The following is a 15,018-nucleotide window of genomic DNA, read 5'->3' as shown; positions in this document are numbered from 1 at the left end:
TTCTATGGCTTGATCAGCCGAGCACCTCGGGGGTCAGGTTGTGATCGCCCTGGACCTGGGCGGGCGTGATGTCGGGAGCGTCGATGCGCATGCGGTAGAAAGAGCGCCACATGAACACCACGGCGGCGGCGAAGCTGAGGGCCGCCAGCACGGCGACGACCGTGTGCAGTTCGCTCGCCCGCAGGGAGACGGCCAGCTCGACAGCCAAGAGCCCGAAGAGCGTCGTGAACTTGATGACCGGGTTGAGCGCGACCGAACTGGTGTCCTTGTAGGGGTCGCCCACGGTGTCGCCGACCACGGACGCGTCGTGGACGTCGGTGCCCTTGGCGCCCAGATCGACCTCGACGATCTTCTTCGCGTTGTCCCAGGCGCCACCCGCGTTGGCCATGAAGATGGCCTGGTAGAGGCCCACGATGGCGATCGAGATCAGGTAGCCGATGAAGAAGAACGGGTCGAAGAAGGCGAACGCCAGCGTGGCGAAGAAGATGCCCAGGAAGATGTTCAGCATGCCGCGCTGGGCGTACTGGGTGCAGATTTCGACGACGCGCTTCGAGTCGGCCTCGGACGCCTTGGCGGCGCCCTCCAGCTCGATGTGGCTCGCGATGAACTCGACGGCCCGGAACGAGCCCGTCGTGACGGCCTGGATGGAGGCTCCGGCGAACCAGTGGATGATCGCCCCGCCGGTGATGAGGCCGAGCAGGAAGGGTGCGTACAGGAGGCTGAGCCGGTCGACGTTCGCGGTGAGACCGTCGGTGAGCCCCATCATGATCGAGAAGATCATCGTGGTGGCCCCCACGACGGCGGTGCCGATGAGCACCGGCTTGGCGGTGGCCTTGAACGTGTTGCCTGCGCCGTCGTTCTGTTCGAGGAGGGTCTTGGCACGGTCCCAGGCGACTCCGAAGCCGTAGTCGCGTTCGATCTCGCCGTTGATGTCGGGGAGGTCCTCGATGGTCGACAGCTCGTAGATGGACTGGGCGTTGTCGGTCACCGGGCCGTAGCTGTCGACGGCGATGGTGACCGGGCCCATGGCGAGGAACCCGAACGCCACCAGCCCGAACGCGAACACGCCCGGGGCGACCATGAGGGCGCCGAGGCTGGTCAGCGAGATGAAGTACGCCGACGTCATGAGGCCGACGATCGCCATGCCCAGCCACAGACCGGAGAAGTTGCCCGCCACCAGCCCCGACAGGATGTTGAGGGACGCCCCGCCGCGGTGGGACGACTTGACGACCTCCTGCACGTGCCGGCTCTTGACCGAGGTGAACACCTTCACCAGTTCGGGGATGAGGGCGCCGGCCAGGGTGCCGCAGGACATGATCGCGGCCATCTTCCACCAGACCGTGCCGTCGCCGAGGTCGCGGATCAGGGCGAACGAGACCACGAACGTGGCTGCAATGGAGAGCAGGGAGGTGATCCAGACGAGCTGGGTGAGGGGCCGCTCGAAGTCGATGTCCTCGGCGTCGTCGTAGAGCCGCCTGGTGATCGCCGAGCTGATCACATAGGACAGCAGCGATGTGACGATCATGACGGCGCTGACGAAGAACAGCCAGGTCAGCAACGTCGCCTGCAGCCCGGGCACGAGGTCGGGGCCCACGACGGCGGGGGTGACGGCGAGCATGATGAACGTGACCAGCGCCACGGACGTGACGCCGTAGGTCTCGAAGCCGTCGGCGGACGGGCCGACCGAGTCGCCGGCGTTGTCGCCGGTGCAGTCGGCGATGACGCCGGGGTTGCGGGCGTCGTCCTCCTTGATTTTGAAGGCGATCTTCATGAGGTCCGACCCGATGTCGGCGATCTTGGTGAAGATGCCGCCCGCGATGCGCAGCGCCGAGGCGCCGAGGCTCTCGCCGATCGCGAAGCCGATGAAACACGAGCCGGCGATGTCCCCCGGCAGCACGAGCAGGATCGACAACAACATGAAGAGCTCGAGGCTGATGAGGAGCGTCCCGATGCTCATGCCGGCGCGCAGCGGGATGCGGTGCACCTCGTACGGACGCCCCCGCAGCGCCGCGAACGCGGTGCGCGAGTTGGCGAACGTGTTGACGCGGATGCCGAACCATGCGATGCCGTAGCTGCCCGCCATGCCGAGCAGGCTGAAGGCGAGGATGACGAGCACCTGCCCCAACCCCGAGCCCACGAGGAACGTGAAGTAGACGAAGATGACCGTGCCGGTGAACGCCCACAGGAGCAGGAGGAACTTGCCCTGCTGGCGCAGGTAGGCCTGACAGGTCGTGAAGATAAGCTCGGACACCTCGCGCATAGCCTGGTGCACGGGGAGCTTGCGCAGCCCCATGACGGTGCTCAGCCCGAACGCCATGCCGGCCAGGCTGATGAGCAGCCCGAGGATCAGGAGCGTCCGCCCGTCGACGACGCCGAAGAACTGGGCGCTCGCCAGATCGGGCAAGCGCAGATTCGCCTCGCCGCCCGGCCGGTGCTCGCCCCCGGCGGACACCACCGGTGTGCAGCCGGCGAGCAGCGCCGTCGCGAGCGCACCCGCGAGCAGGCCGAGGGGGCGGCGTCCGACCCCGAAGTGCGAACGTCCTGCTGCGGCCACGGCCACCCCCATTGGTGAGTCGACTTCAGGTGCACGTCATTAAAGGGGAGCGCCCGAAGATGGCGCAACCCCCGGCGACCGGCGCCGGGGGTTGCCTTTTCACACCGGGTTCGTCAGGCGACCGGCTCGGCCGCGTTGTCGACACCCACGAGCTCGTGGGTGAGCATGGGGGCGTCGATGCGCATGCCGTAGAACGACCGCCAGACGAAGAAGGCGCTGACGAGGAAGAACACCACGGCGAGCACGTGCACCAGGGTGGCACTGCCCGTGGCCGACAGCGACACGGCCAACTCGACGGCCAGCAGGCCGAACAGGGTCGTGAACTTGATGACCGGGTTGAGGGCGACCGAGCTGGTGTCCTTGTAGGGGTCGCCGACCGTGTCGCCGACGATGGAGGCATCGTGCAGGTCGGTGCCCTTCGCGTTGAGGTCGACCTCGACGATCTTATTGGCGTTGTCCCAGGCGCCGCCGGCGTTCGCCATGAACACGGCCTGGTAGAGGCCGAACAGGGCGATCGAAACCAGGTAGCCGATGAAGAAGTACGGCTCGACGAACGCGAACGCGAGGGTGGCGAAGAAGATGCCGAGGAAGATGTTCAGCATGCCGCGCTGCGCGTAGACGGTGCAGATCTGCACGACCTCGCGGCTGTCCTTCTCGGACGCCCGCGTGGCCGTCTCGTCGAGGCGGATGTTCTCCTTGATGTACTCGACCGCGCGGAACGAGCCCGTCGTGACGGCTTGGATCGAGGCGCCGGTGAACCAGTAGATGACCGCGCCGCCGGCGATGAGGCCGAGCAGGAAGGGCGCGTGCAGGAGCGACAGGTTCTCGACGTTCTCGGTCATGCCCGCGGTGAGACCCATGATGATCGAGAAGATCATCGTGGTGGCCCCGACGACGGCGGTGCCGATGAGCACCGGCTTGGCGGTGGCCTTGAACGTGTTGCCCGCGCCGTCGTTCTCCTCCAGGAGGTGCTTGGCGCGCTCCCAGTCGGGCTCGATGGCGTAGTTGCTCCGGATGTCCTCGGTGATGCCGGGGATCTCCTCGATCGTCGAGAGTTCGTAGACGGACTGGGCGTTGTCGGTCACCGGACCGTAGCTGTCGACCGCGATCGTGACCGGGCCCATGCCGAGGAAGCCGAACGCGACGAGGCCGAACGCGAACACCGCCGGGGCGGCCATCGTGTCGCCGAAGCCGAGCACGGTGGAGACGCCGTACGCGATCCCCATGAGGCCGAGGATCGCGATGCCCAGCCAGTAGCCGGAGAAGTTGCCCGCCACGAGGCCGGACAGGATGTCGAGCGACGCGCCGCCCGAGTTGGCCGACTTGACGACCTCCTGGGTGTGCTTGCTCTTCACGGAGGTGAACACCTTGACGAGTTCGGGGATGAGCGCGCCGGCGAGGGTGCCGCACGAGATGATCAGCGACAGCTTCCACCAGACGCTGCCGTCGCCGAGGTCGTGGATGAGCAGGTACGAGGTGGCGAAGGTGAGCACGATCGAGGCCACCGAGGTGATCCACACCAGCCAGGTGAGCGGGGCCTCGAAGTCCATGGCGGCGGACTTCTCGTAGCGGCTCTTCGTCATTGCGGCGTTGGCGGCGTACGAGATCGCCGACGCTATGACCATGACGGCGCGGATGAAGAACAGCCACACGAGCAGGGTGGCCTGGAGGACCGACTCGGCCGGCGGGATGGCCAGCATGATGAACGTGACGAGGGCCACGCCGGTGACGCCGTAGGTCTCGAAGCCGTCGGCGGACGGGCCGACCGAGTCGCCCGCGTTGTCGCCGGTGCAGTCGGCGATGACGCCGGGGTTGCGGGCGTCGTCCTCCTTGATCTTGAACACGATCTTCATGAGGTCGGAGCCGACGTCGGCGATCTTGGTGAAGATGCCGCCCGCGATGCGCAGCGCCGAGGCGCCGAGGCTCTCGCCGATCGCGAAGCCGATGAAGCACGAGCCGGCGATCTCGGCGGGCAGGAACAGCATGATCGTGAGCATCATCGACAACTCGACGCTGATCAGGACCATGCCGACGCTCATGCCCGAGCGCAGCGGGATGACGTGGACGGGGTAGGGACGCCCCTCGAGCGAGGCGAACGCGGTCCGGCCGTTGGCGAACGTGTTGACGCGGATGCCGTACCAGGCGATGGCGAAGCTGCCCAGCATGCCGATGAGGCTGAACAGCAGGATGATCGCCACCTGCCCCCAGCCGGAGCCGACGAGGAACTTGAAGTACACGAAGATGACGGCCGCGATGAACGCCCACAGGACGAGCAGGAACTTGCCCTGCTGGATCAGGTAGGCCTTGCACGTCGTGTAGATGAGCTCGGAGATCTCGCGCATCGCCTGGTGCACGGGCAGCTTGCGCAGCGAGACGTAACTCGACAGGCCGAACAGCAGCCCGCCGAGACAGACCACGAGCCCCAGCATGAGGAGAAGGCGGCCGTTCACCGCCCCGCCGAAGAACACCGCGGAACCGAGGTCAGGAAGGTGAATGTTCGCCTCGCCACCGCCGGAATGGCCACCGGACGCCGGCGTCGCGGGTGCGCTGCAGCCCGCGGCGAAGAGGAGGGGAAGGAGGAAGGTGAGCAGAAGAGCACGGGGTCGCGAAGAGACTCGGGTCGGTGCTGTGCGCGTGTTCACGGAAGTGTCCTTGACAGAGACGATGATCAGGCGGCTGTGCCGTCGGACCCGAAACTAGCCGTTGTGACTCGTAATTGCTCTCCGAGCCATCCTTTGGGACGAGTTGTCCAGACTCCGGGCGAGCTGTGCGGATCGAGCTGCCTGGCCCTCCGCCCGCCGGGTGGTGCGGGGGCTGTCGAGGGGGATCGGCGGGTCTGTCGGTGGGGTCGGTGGGGCCGCAGTAAGGGCAGCCTTACCTGACAGCAGGACGCTTTATGCAATGATGGCGTTGTGAAAACAGCGGGCGCGGAGCGGGTGAGCCGGGGGATCAGCCCCGAGCCGACGCTCGAGGATGCCTCGACGCGCGACCGCGTGGCCCGCTCGATCCTGGAGCACGGGCCGTCCACCGCCGGGGAGCTGGCGGAGCGGCTCAACCTGACGCCGGCGGCCGTCCGGCGACACCTGGCGGTCCTCACGGACGTCGGTCATCTGACGAGCCGTGAGCGGCGCGTGTACGGCGCCCGGGGGCGGGGGCGTCCGGCGAAGGTGTTCTGTCTGACGGACGCCGGCCGCGGCGAGTTCTACCAGGCCTACGACGCGCTCGCCGTGCGGGCGCTCGAGTTCCTGCGGGCCCACGCGGGCCCCGCGGCGGTCGAGCAGTTCGCCGAGCAGACCATGGCGGAGGTGGCCGACCGCTTCGCGGCGGCGACGGCGTCCGATGCCGGGGAATACGGGAGCGCGGCCGAGGCGTTGGCGACGGTGTTGAACGAACAGGGGTACGTGGCTTCGCTGCAGCCGGTGGCGTCCGGGACGCAGTTGTGCCAGTACCACTGCCCGGTCGCCCACGTCGCGCGCGAGTTCCCCGAGTTGTGCGCGGCAGAGACGGCTCTGTTCGCCGAGTTGCTGGGCAGTCACGTCCAGCGGCTCGCCACGATCGCTCATGGCGACGGGGTGTGCACCACGCACATCCCGCACCCGGTTGAGAGGAAGGTCTCCTAGATGACCCAGACGCAGGCCCCCGGCCTCGGCGCCACCCAGGACGAGCACCTCGAGGCGCTCGGTAAGTACCGGTTCGGGTGGCACGACCCGGACGCCGCCGGCGCCTCGGCCCAGCGTGGCCTCAGTGAGGCCGTCGTGCGGGACATCAGCGCCCGCAAGGACGAGCCGGCCTGGATGCTGGAGCGTCGCTTGCGCGGTCTGAAGCTGTTCGATCGCAACCCAATGCCCACGTGGGGCGCAGACCTCTCCGACATCGACTTCGGCAACATCAAGTACTACGTGAAGTCGACCGAGAAGCAGGCCACCACCTGGGAGGACCTTCCCGAGGACATCAAGAACACCTACGACCGCCTCGGCATCCCCGAGGCCGAGAAGCAGCGGCTCGTCGCCGGTGTGGCCGCCCAGTACGAGTCGGAGGTCGTCTACCACAAGATCAACGAGGAACTGGAGCGCCAGGGCGTCATCTTCCTCGACACCGACACGGGCCTGAAGGAGCACCCGGAACTGTTCGAGGAGTACTTCGGCACGGTCATCCCGGTCGGGGACAACAAGTTCGCTGCGCTCAACACGGCCGTCTGGTCGGGCGGATCGTTCATCTACGTGCCGAAGGGCGTCCACGTGACGATCCCGCTGCAGGCCTACTTCCGGATCAACACCGAGAACATGGGCCAGTTCGAGCGGACGCTCATCATCGCCGACGAGGACTCCTACGTGCACTACGTGGAGGGCTGCACGGCGCCGATCTACAAGTCGGACTCGCTGCACAGCGCCGTCGTCGAGATCATCGTGAAGAAGGGCGCCCGCGTCAGGTACACGACGATCCAGAACTGGTCGAACAACGTCTACAACCTCGTCACCAAGCGCGCCACCTGCGACGAGGGCGCCACCATGGAGTGGATCGACGGCAACATCGGTTCCAAGGTCACCATGAAGTACCCGGCCGTCTGGCTGCTCGGCGAGCACGCGAAGGGCGAGACGCTGTCGATCGCGTTCGCCGGCGAGGGCCAGCACCAGGACACGGGTTCCAAGATGGTGCACGCCGCGCCGCACACGTCGAGTTCGATCATCTCCAAGTCGGTCGCGCGCTCGGGGGGCCGGGCGTCCTACCGTGGGCTCGTCGAGGTGCAGCCACAGGCGCACCACGCGGCGTCCAGCGTGAAGTGCGACGCGCTGCTCGTCGACACGATCAGCCGCTCGGACACCTACCCGTACGTCGACGTCCAGGTCGACGACGTGGCGATGGCGCACGAGGCGACCGTGTCGAAGGTCTCCGACGACCAGCTGTTCTACCTGATGCAGCGCGGCATGGAAGAAGACGAAGCCATGGCGATGATCGTGCGCGGCTTCGTGGAGCCCATCGCGCGCGAGCTGCCCATGGAGTACGCGCTCGAGCTGAACCGCCTGATCGAACTGCAGATGGAAGGAGCCGTGGGCTGACGCCCGCGGAAAGGACAACCTGTGACCGTGACTGACGTTCCCAACGTTTCGGCTGCCCTCGAGACGGTCGAGTCCCACCTGCACCCGAAGCCCAGCTTCGACCTGGCCGACCATCCGGTGCCCACCGGCCGCGAAGAGGTGTGGCGGTTCACGCCTCTGCACCGCATCCGGCCGCTGCTCGACGAGCAGCCGGACGCCGGCGGTGTCGAGTTCACGCTGGAGGCACCCGACGGCATCGCGCGCGAGAACCTCGCCCCGCGGCAGAGCCCGCGCGGCGACGTGCTCGTCCCGGGCGACCGGCCGGCTGCCCTAGCGGACGCCGGGTGCGAGCGGGCCCTGTACTTGCGCATCCCCGCGGGGCGCGAGCTCGCCGAGCCGATCCGGCTCCGTGTCGAGGGGTCGGACGCCGCCGCCCGCAGTCACGCGGTCCACGTCATCGTGGCCGAGCCGAACAGCTCGGCGACGATCATCGTGGACCACGGCGGTTCGGCGCAGCAGTTGGAGAACGTCGAGATCGACGTGCAGGAGGGGGCCCGGCTCACCTTCGTGTCCATCCAGGACTGGGCCGACGACGCCCTGCACGCGGGCCTCCACGAGGCGCGGGTCGGCAAGGACGCGACGTTCCGGCACGTCAACGTGAGCTTCGGCGGGTCGGTCGTGCGGCTGCACACCAACGTGAGCTACGCGGAGACCGGTGGCGAGGCCGAACTGTACGGCGTGTACTTCGCCGACGCCGGCCAGCACATCGAGCACCGCCTGTTCGTCGACCACAACGCACCCGCCGGCAAGAGCCACGTCGACTACCGGGGCGCCCTCCAGGGCGACCACGCGCACTCGGTGTGGGTGGGCGACGTGCTCATCCGCAAGGTCGCCGAGGGCATCGAGACGTACGAGACGAACCGCAACCTCGTCCTCACCGAGGGGGCGCGCGCCGACTCCGTGCCGAACCTCGAGATCGAGACCGGCGAGATCCTCGGCGCGGGGCACAGTTCCACGACCGGCCGGTTCGACGACGAGCACCTGTTCTACCTGACCAGCCGCGGCATCGATCCCGTCGAAGCGCGCCGCCTGGTCGTGATGGGGTTCTTCGTCGACATCATCCGCCGCATCGGCGTGCCCGACGTCGAGGAGCGCCTGGTCGCCGAGGTGGAGCGCGAGCTGACGGTGGTCTCGACCGGCTCGACGGGCGGGGCCCGATGAGCTGGCAACGCGCGGCCGCGGCGTCCGACCTGGAGCCCGACCAGCCACTGAGCGTCCAGGTGGGCGACGAACTCGTCGCGCTCGTGCGCACCGACGGCGAGGTCTTCGCGATCCGCGACGAGTGCAGCCACCAGAGGGTCATGCTCAGCCATGGCGTGGTGGAGGACTGCACGCTGGAGTGCTTCGCCCACGGCAGCCGCTTCGACCTGCGCACCGGCGAGGCGCTCGACCTGCCGGCGACGCAGCCCGTCCCCGTGTACCCCGTCTCGATCGAGGGCGACGACGTGCTCGTCGACCTCGATCACCCGATCCACTGAAAACAGGAGCAGAAGTGTCCCTCGTCATCAACGACCTGCACGTCGACGTCCTCACCGAGGACGGCCCCAAGGAGATCCTGAAGGGCGTCAACCTCACCATCAACCCAGGTGAGGTGCACGCCATCATGGGCCCGAACGGGTCGGGCAAGTCGACGCTCGCCTACAGCCTCGCCGGCCACCCGAAGTACAAGATCACCTCGGGCTCCGTCACGCTGGACGGCACCGAGCTGACCGAGCTGGCCGTTCACGAGCGGGCCCGCGCGGGCCTCTTCCTCGCCATGCAGTACCCGGTGGAGGTGCCGGGCGTCTCCGTGTCGAACTTCCTGCGCACGGCGAAGACCGCTCTCGACGGCGAGGCCCCGAAGGTGCGCACGTGGGTCAAGGACGTCAACAAGGCGATGGCCGATCTCGGCCTCGACGACTCGTTCTCGGGCCGCTCGCTCAACGAAGGCTTCTCGGGTGGGGAGAAGAAGCGGGCCGAGATCGTGCAGTTGCAGCTGCTCAACCCGAAGTACGCGATCCTCGACGAGACCGATTCGGGCCTCGACATCGACGCGCTGCGCGTGGTCGCCGACGGCGTCAACCGCTACACGAGCCAGGGCGATCGCGGTGTGCTGCTGATCACGCACTACACGCGGATCCTGCAGTACATCAAGCCCGACTTCGTGCACGTGTACGTCGACGGCCGCGTCATCACCGAGGGCGGCCCCGAGTTGGCCGAGAAGCTCGAGGAGACCGGCTACGACGCCTACATCGCCCAGGCCCGGGCGCATGCCTGATTTCTCCCTCGCGGACGCCGTCCGCCCCGATTTCCCGGCGCTCGGCCGGGTGGTGAACGGGGCGGAGCTGGCGTACCTCGACTCGGCCAACACGTCGCAGAAGCCGGCCACGGTGATCGACGCGATGGCCGAGTTCACCGCGTTCCACAACGCCAACGTGGCGCGGGCGATGCACACGCTGGGTGCGGAGGCGACGGCGGCCTTCGAGGGGGGCCGGGCGAAGGTCGCCGCGTTCGTCGGCGGCCGGCCGGAGGAGATCGTCTTCACGAAGAACGCCTCCGAGGCGCTCAACCTGGCCGCGCACACGCTCGGCCAGCACCTGCGGCTCGGCCCGGGCGACGAAGTCGTCATCTCGGTGCTGGAGCACCACTCCAACATCGTGCCGTGGCAGTTGCTCTGCGAACGGACGGGCGCCACGTTGCGCTGGTTCGACATCACCGACGACGGACGCCTCGACCTCGCCAAAGCCGAGGCCGACGGGTTGCTCAACGAACGGACGCGGATCGTCTCGGTGGCGTGGGTCTCCAACGTGCTGGGCACGGTGAACCCCGTGGCGGAGATCGCTGCGCTCGCCCATGCCGTGGGCGCCACGGTGGTGCTGGACGCCGCCCAGGCCGTCCCCCAGCTGGGGGCCCACGTGAGGGCGTCCGGAGCCGACCTGGTGGCCTTCACGGGCCACAAGATGCTGGGGCCGACCGGCATCGGCGTCCTGTGGGGGCGCTACGACCTGCTCCAGCAGTTGCCGCCGTTCCTTGGCGGCGGCGAGATGATCGAGGTGGTCACGATGGAGCGCTCGACGTTCGCGCCGCCGCCGGCCCGGTTCGAGGCGGGGACGCCGCCGATCATCCAGGCCGTCGGTTTGGGCGCGGCGGTCGACTACCTGGCCGGGGTGGGGATGGAGCGCGTCGGCGCGCACGAGTCCGCGATCACGGCGTACGCGCTGGAGCGGCTCGCCGGGGTGGAGGGGCTGCGCCTCCTGGGGCCGACGGAACCGGTCGACCGCGGGGGAGCGGTGTCCTTCACGCTCACCACCGCCGACGGCGTCGACGTGCACCCGCACGACCTGATGCAGTTCCTCGACTCCCGCGGCATCGCGGTGCGGGGCGGGCACCACTGCGCGCGGCCGCTGCATCGGCGGCTCGGCATCGTGGCCTCGACGCGGGCGTCCGGCTACCTCTACACGACGCCCGGCGAGATCGACAGGCTGGCCGACGCGCTGGACTACACGCGGGACTTCTTCTCCGGAGGTGGGCGGTGAACGTCGAATCGATGTACCAGGAGATCATCCTCGACCACTACCGGGAGAAGCGCCACAGCGGCCTGCGCGACCCGTACGAGGCCGAGGTGACCCACGTCAACCCGAGTTGCGGTGACGAGGTGATGTTGCGCGTCCACCTCGACGGCGATCGGGTGGCCGATGTGAGCTACGACGCCATCGGCTGCTCGATCTCGCAGGCGTCCACGTCGGTGATGACCGACCTCGTGATCGGCCGCACGGTCGACGAGGCGCTGGCGGTCGCCGCGGTGTTCTCCGAGATGATGCACGGCCAGGGCAGGGTCGAGCCCGACGAGGACGTGCTCGAGGACGGCATCGCCTTCGCCGGTGTCGCCCAGTTCCCTGCGCGTGTGAAGTGCGCGCTGCTCGGCTGGTCGGCGTGGAAGGACGCCACCGCCCGGGCCCTGTCGCTTCCCAAGGAGGAATCATGACCGACGAACCCCGCCCGTCCGACCTCGTCAGGGACACGTTCCCGGACGCCGCCGGCGCCACCGCGGCGCCTGCGGAGCCAGAGGGTGACCGGCCGAGCATCGAGGACCTCGAGGAGGCCATGCGCGACGTGGTCGACCCGGAGCTGATGGTGAACGTGGTCGACCTCGGTCTGGTGTACGGCATCCACCTGGACGACGAGCTGAACTGCACGGTCGACATGACGCTCACCTCCCCGACGTGCCCGCTGACGGACCGGCTGGAGTACGACACCCAGGTCGCCCTCGGGCCGCTCGTGAACTCCGTGACGATCAACTGGGTCTGGCTGCCGCCGTGGACGCTGGACAACATCACCGACGACGGCCGCGAACAACTCCGGGCGGTGGGCTACAACCTCTGAGGTGGGCCTCGCGCCGGACGTTTGGCCGTTCCGGCGGAGCCGTCGGCGTGTGTTCCGCACTGTCACGCTGAAACGCGTCGACTTCCCGTGACTCCGCCGAACGCATGCGCCGCCCGGCGAGCCACGCGTTCTGTGCGGTTCAGTGCTTGGCGACGCCCTCGGCCACCACGTCCCCGTCGTCCGGGGGCGGACAGTCGTCCTCGGCGACGGAGGAGACGGCGTCCGCTTTGTCCTCCGCAAGCACCGTCGCGGGTGCGGTGACCGCCGCGAGGACCGCCGGATTGGCCGTGTCCGGCTCGTTGGAGATGAACGCGTTCAGCCAGCGCAGGTTCGGGTCGTGGTCGACGAAGAGCGCTTTCGCGAGCAGGGTCATGGGCAAGGCCAGCAGGGCGCCCAGGGCGCCCAGGACGGAACTCCACAGCAGCAGGGACAGCAGGGCCACCGTGGCGGTGACGCCCACGGCGTCCCCGTTGAACTTGGGCTGGATGATCGACTGGATCACGAAATTCGCCACACTGTAGATGATGACCACCAGCAGCGCCGTCAGCGGATCGTTCGCCAGCAGCGCCATGACCGCCGGGGGCACCAGACCGATGACGAACCCGATGTTCGGGATGTAGTTCGTCAGGAAGCTGAGGATGCCCCAGACCAGCGCCAACGGCACCCCCAACCACATGAGCGCGATCACATCGATGATCGCCACGATCAGTCCGAACAGGCTCGTGACGACCCAGTAGCGCCGAACGCCGATCGTGTAGTCCACCACCGACAGCCACACCCGCGGCTGGAAGCGGTTCAGCACCCGGTTGCGGTGCGCGAACGTGCCCGAATCGATCGTCATCATGAAGATCATCGTCACCAGCACGACGAGCAGCGTCACCGCCGACGTCACCTCGCGCAGCAGGCTCTGCAACAGTCCCGCGAAATTCACCGGGTTGATCTGCTGGAGTTGTCGACTCAACTCCGCCTCCGACAACCCCCAGCCGGCCAGCCAGTCGATGGTGGCGCGGTATTGGGTCCAGAACTGGCCCTGGTACTTGGGCAACTCGGAGATCAGCGACGTGATCGCCCACGTGAGCATGTAGAAGAACGCGCCCAGGATCGCGAACACCAGCAAACCGAGCATGGTCGACGCCACCACCCGCGGCACCCCCGCCTTCTCCAGCCGCGGCTGGATCGGATACGCGGCGATGAAGAGGCTGATCGTCAGGAAGAACGGAGCCAGGATCTCGTTGAACTCGCGCATGCCGAACAGCAGCACGACCAGGCCCGCCAGGGTCCCCACCACCACGAGGGCCGAGGGGGGTCTGATCGCTGCGCGTTCCGCCATGCGGCAACCCTAACCAACCCGGCGGACAATCCGCCGTGGCCGTCCCGGTAAGCTGGATCCTCGTGATCGTCGCCCGTGAACTCGCCGTCTCCGTGGGCGCACGCACCCTGCTGGAGCCCTCGTCGTTTCAGATCGCCGCCGGCGACCGCGTCGGTCTCGTCGGCCGCAACGGCGCCGGCAAGACCACCCTGACCCGCATCCTCGCCGGCGAGGGCCAGGCGTCCGGCGGCACCGTCAAGCGCACCGGGCCGGTCGGCTACCTACCGCAGGATCCGCGCACCGGAGACCTCGGCGTCCTCGCCCGCGACCGCATCCTGTCCGCCCGCGGCCTCGACGGCATCCTTCGGCGGCTGGATGCCCACTCGCTCGCCATGGCGTCGGCAGACGACGAAGAGGCTCGCGAGGCGTCCATGGCCAAGTACGCCCGCGCCGAGGCGGAGCTCGCCTCGGCGGGTGGCTACGCCGCCGAGTCCGAGGCCGCCCGCATCGCCGCCAACCTCGGCCTGCCGGAACGGGTCCTCACCCAGGAGCTGCGGACGCTCTCGGGCGGGCAGCGGCGCCGCGTCGAGCTCGCCCGCATCCTCTTCTCGGGAGCCGACGTGCTCCTCCTCGACGAGCCCACCAACCACCTCGACGCCGACTCGATCGTCTGGCTCCGCACCCACCTCGCCACCTACCCCGGCGGCGTCCTCGTCATCAGCCACGACACCGGGCTGCTGGACGCCGTGGTGAACAAGGTCTTCCACCTCGACGCCAACCGCGCCGAACTGGACCAGTACGCCCTCGGCTGGAAGAAGTACCTGCTCCAGCGCGAGGTCGACGAGAAGCGCCGCCGCCGCGAACGCGCCAACGCCGAACGCAAGGCCGCCCGACTGCTCGAACAGGCCGAGAAGATGGGCGCCAAGGCCACCAAGGCCGTGGCCGCCCAGAACATGGCCCGCCGCGCCGAACGGCTCCTCGCCGCCACCGAGGGCGAACGCGTCCAGGACAAGGTGGCGAGGATCCGGTTCCCCGAACCCGCACCCTGCGGCAAGGTGCCGCTCGAGGCGTCCGATCTCTCCAAGAGCTACGGATCGCTCGAGGTGTTCACCGGCGTCGATCTCGCCATCGACCGCGGCGCCAACGTCGTCGTCCTCGGCCTGAACGGCGCCGGCAAGACCACCCTGCTGCGCCTGCTGGCCGGCATCGAGGAACCCGACACCGGCGAGGTCCACCCCGGCCACGGACTCAAGCTCGGCTACTACGCCCAGGAACACGAGACCATCGACGTCAACCGATCCGTGCTGGAGAACATGGTCACTGCGTCCCCCGACCTCGGCGACACCGAGGTGCGCAAGATCCTCGGGTCGTTCCTCTTCTCCGGCGACGACGTGGACAAGCCCGCCCGCGTCCTCTCCGGCGGAGAGAAGACCCGCCTCGCGCTCGCCATGCTCGTCGTCAGCGCCGCCAACGTGCTGCTGCTCGACGAGCCCACCAACAACCTCGACCCCGCCTCCCGACGCGAGGTGCTGGAGGCCATCCGGACCTACGCTGGGGCGGTCGTGTTGGTGACCCACGACGAGGGCGCCGTCGCTGCACTCCAACCCGACCGCGTCCTGTTGCTGCCCGACGGTGACGAGGATCTCTGGAGCCCCGAGTACGCCGAGCTGATCTCTCTGGCCTGAGGCCGGCGTCTC

The 15,018-nt window shown here is 68.3% G+C and carries 12 protein-coding genes; 9 read left to right on the top strand and 3 right to left on the bottom strand.

Going from position 1 to position 15,018, the window contains the following annotated elements; genetic code table 11:
- Nucleotides 1-13: 13 nt before the first annotated feature.
- Nucleotides 14-2,476, bottom strand: a complete 2,463-nt coding sequence (locus Q1K57_RS05905) for a sodium-translocating pyrophosphatase (protein WP_300079992.1) — start codon at nt 2,474-2,476, stop codon at nt 14-16.
- 191 nt (nt 2,477-2,667) lie between these two features.
- Nucleotides 2,668-5,196 (bottom strand): sodium-translocating pyrophosphatase, encoded by a 2,529-nt coding sequence (locus Q1K57_RS05900; RefSeq protein WP_366525341.1) that lies wholly within the window; start codon nt 5,194-5,196, stop codon nt 2,668-2,670.
- Between the two features lie 270 nt (nt 5,197-5,466).
- Here Q1K57_RS05900 and Q1K57_RS05895 point away from each other — a divergent pair, with 270 nt between their 5' ends.
- From Q1K57_RS05895 to Q1K57_RS05860, 8 genes are read left to right on the top strand one after another with little or no spacing between them, the layout of a single operon-like run.
- Entirely contained in the window at nt 5,467-6,174 is a 708-nt protein-coding gene (locus Q1K57_RS05895) for a metalloregulator ArsR/SmtB family transcription factor (protein ID WP_300079960.1), read from the top strand.
- Nucleotides 6,175-7,611 carry a Fe-S cluster assembly protein SufB gene (sufB, locus tag Q1K57_RS05890; RefSeq protein WP_300079959.1) on the top strand — a complete coding sequence of 479 codons (1,437 nt, stop codon included), beginning with the start codon at nt 6,175-6,177 and terminating at the stop codon, nt 7,609-7,611.
- A gap of 27 nt (nt 7,612-7,638) precedes the next feature.
- Nucleotides 7,639-8,811 carry a Fe-S cluster assembly protein SufD gene (gene sufD, locus Q1K57_RS05885; RefSeq protein WP_300079958.1) on the top strand — a complete coding sequence of 391 codons (1,173 nt, stop codon included), beginning with the start codon at nt 7,639-7,641 and terminating at the stop codon, nt 8,809-8,811.
- Nucleotides 8,808-9,128 carry a non-heme iron oxygenase ferredoxin subunit gene (locus Q1K57_RS05880; protein WP_300079956.1) on the top strand — a complete coding sequence of 107 codons (321 nt, stop codon included), beginning with the start codon at nt 8,808-8,810 and terminating at the stop codon, nt 9,126-9,128. Before sufD ends, Q1K57_RS05880 begins: the two co-directional genes overlap by 4 nt.
- A gap of 14 nt (nt 9,129-9,142) precedes the next feature.
- Entirely contained in the window at nt 9,143-9,907 is a 765-nt protein-coding gene (gene sufC, locus Q1K57_RS05875) for a Fe-S cluster assembly ATPase SufC (protein ID WP_300079955.1), read from the top strand.
- Complete coding sequence (locus tag Q1K57_RS05870; RefSeq protein ID WP_300079954.1) at nt 9,900-11,165, top strand: SufS family cysteine desulfurase; 1,266 nt, start codon at nt 9,900-9,902, stop codon at nt 11,163-11,165. The genes sufC and Q1K57_RS05870 overlap by 8 nt, the downstream gene beginning before the upstream one ends.
- The gene (sufU, locus tag Q1K57_RS05865) at nt 11,162-11,614 is read left to right on the top strand and encodes a Fe-S cluster assembly sulfur transfer protein SufU (RefSeq protein WP_300079953.1); all 453 of its coding nucleotides are present in this window, start codon (nt 11,162-11,164) and stop codon (nt 11,612-11,614) included. Before Q1K57_RS05870 ends, sufU begins: the two co-directional genes overlap by 4 nt.
- Complete coding sequence (locus tag Q1K57_RS05860) at nt 11,611-12,012, top strand: metal-sulfur cluster assembly factor (protein ID WP_300079952.1); 402 nt, start codon at nt 11,611-11,613, stop codon at nt 12,010-12,012. The genes sufU and Q1K57_RS05860 overlap by 4 nt, the downstream gene beginning before the upstream one ends.
- A 139-nt stretch (nt 12,013-12,151) precedes the next feature.
- On the opposite strand, the gene Q1K57_RS05855 is transcribed toward Q1K57_RS05860, so the two are convergent.
- Nucleotides 12,152-13,342: an AI-2E family transporter gene (locus tag Q1K57_RS05855; RefSeq protein ID WP_300079951.1), complete on the bottom strand. Its 1,191-nt coding sequence runs from the start codon at nt 13,340-13,342 to the stop codon at nt 12,152-12,154.
- Between the two features lie 62 nt (nt 13,343-13,404).
- On the opposite strand from Q1K57_RS05855, the gene Q1K57_RS05850 reads away from it, so the two are divergent.
- Nucleotides 13,405-15,006, top strand: coding sequence for an ABC-F family ATP-binding cassette domain-containing protein (locus tag Q1K57_RS05850; RefSeq protein WP_300079991.1), 1,602 nt, complete (start codon nt 13,405-13,407; stop codon nt 15,004-15,006).
- Nucleotides 15,007-15,018 lie beyond the last annotated feature (12 nt).

This window comes from Propioniciclava sp., from assembly GCF_029977985.1.
Taxonomy (GTDB): Bacteria; Actinomycetota; Actinomycetes; order Propionibacteriales; family Propionibacteriaceae; genus Propioniciclava.
The sequence above is the reverse complement of the archived record's forward strand: the minus strand, read 5'-3'. Positions and strand labels throughout refer to the sequence as shown.

What these genes read in the sequence shown, in the direction of transcription:
- Q1K57_RS05855 (WP_300079951.1), bottom strand. Translation starts at nt 13,342, where the DNA reads ATGGCGGAACGCGCAGCGATCAGACCCCCCTCGGCCCTCGTGGTGGTG.
- Q1K57_RS05870 (WP_300079954.1), top strand. Translation starts at nt 9,900, where the DNA reads ATGCCTGATTTCTCCCTCGCGGACGCCGTCCGCCCCGATTTCCCGGCG.
- Q1K57_RS05860 (WP_300079952.1), top strand. Translation starts at nt 11,611, where the DNA reads ATGACCGACGAACCCCGCCCGTCCGACCTCGTCAGGGACACGTTCCCG.
- Q1K57_RS05880 (WP_300079956.1), top strand. Translation starts at nt 8,808, where the DNA reads ATGAGCTGGCAACGCGCGGCCGCGGCGTCCGACCTGGAGCCCGACCAG.
- sufB (WP_300079959.1), top strand. Translation starts at nt 6,175, where the DNA reads ATGACCCAGACGCAGGCCCCCGGCCTCGGCGCCACCCAGGACGAGCAC.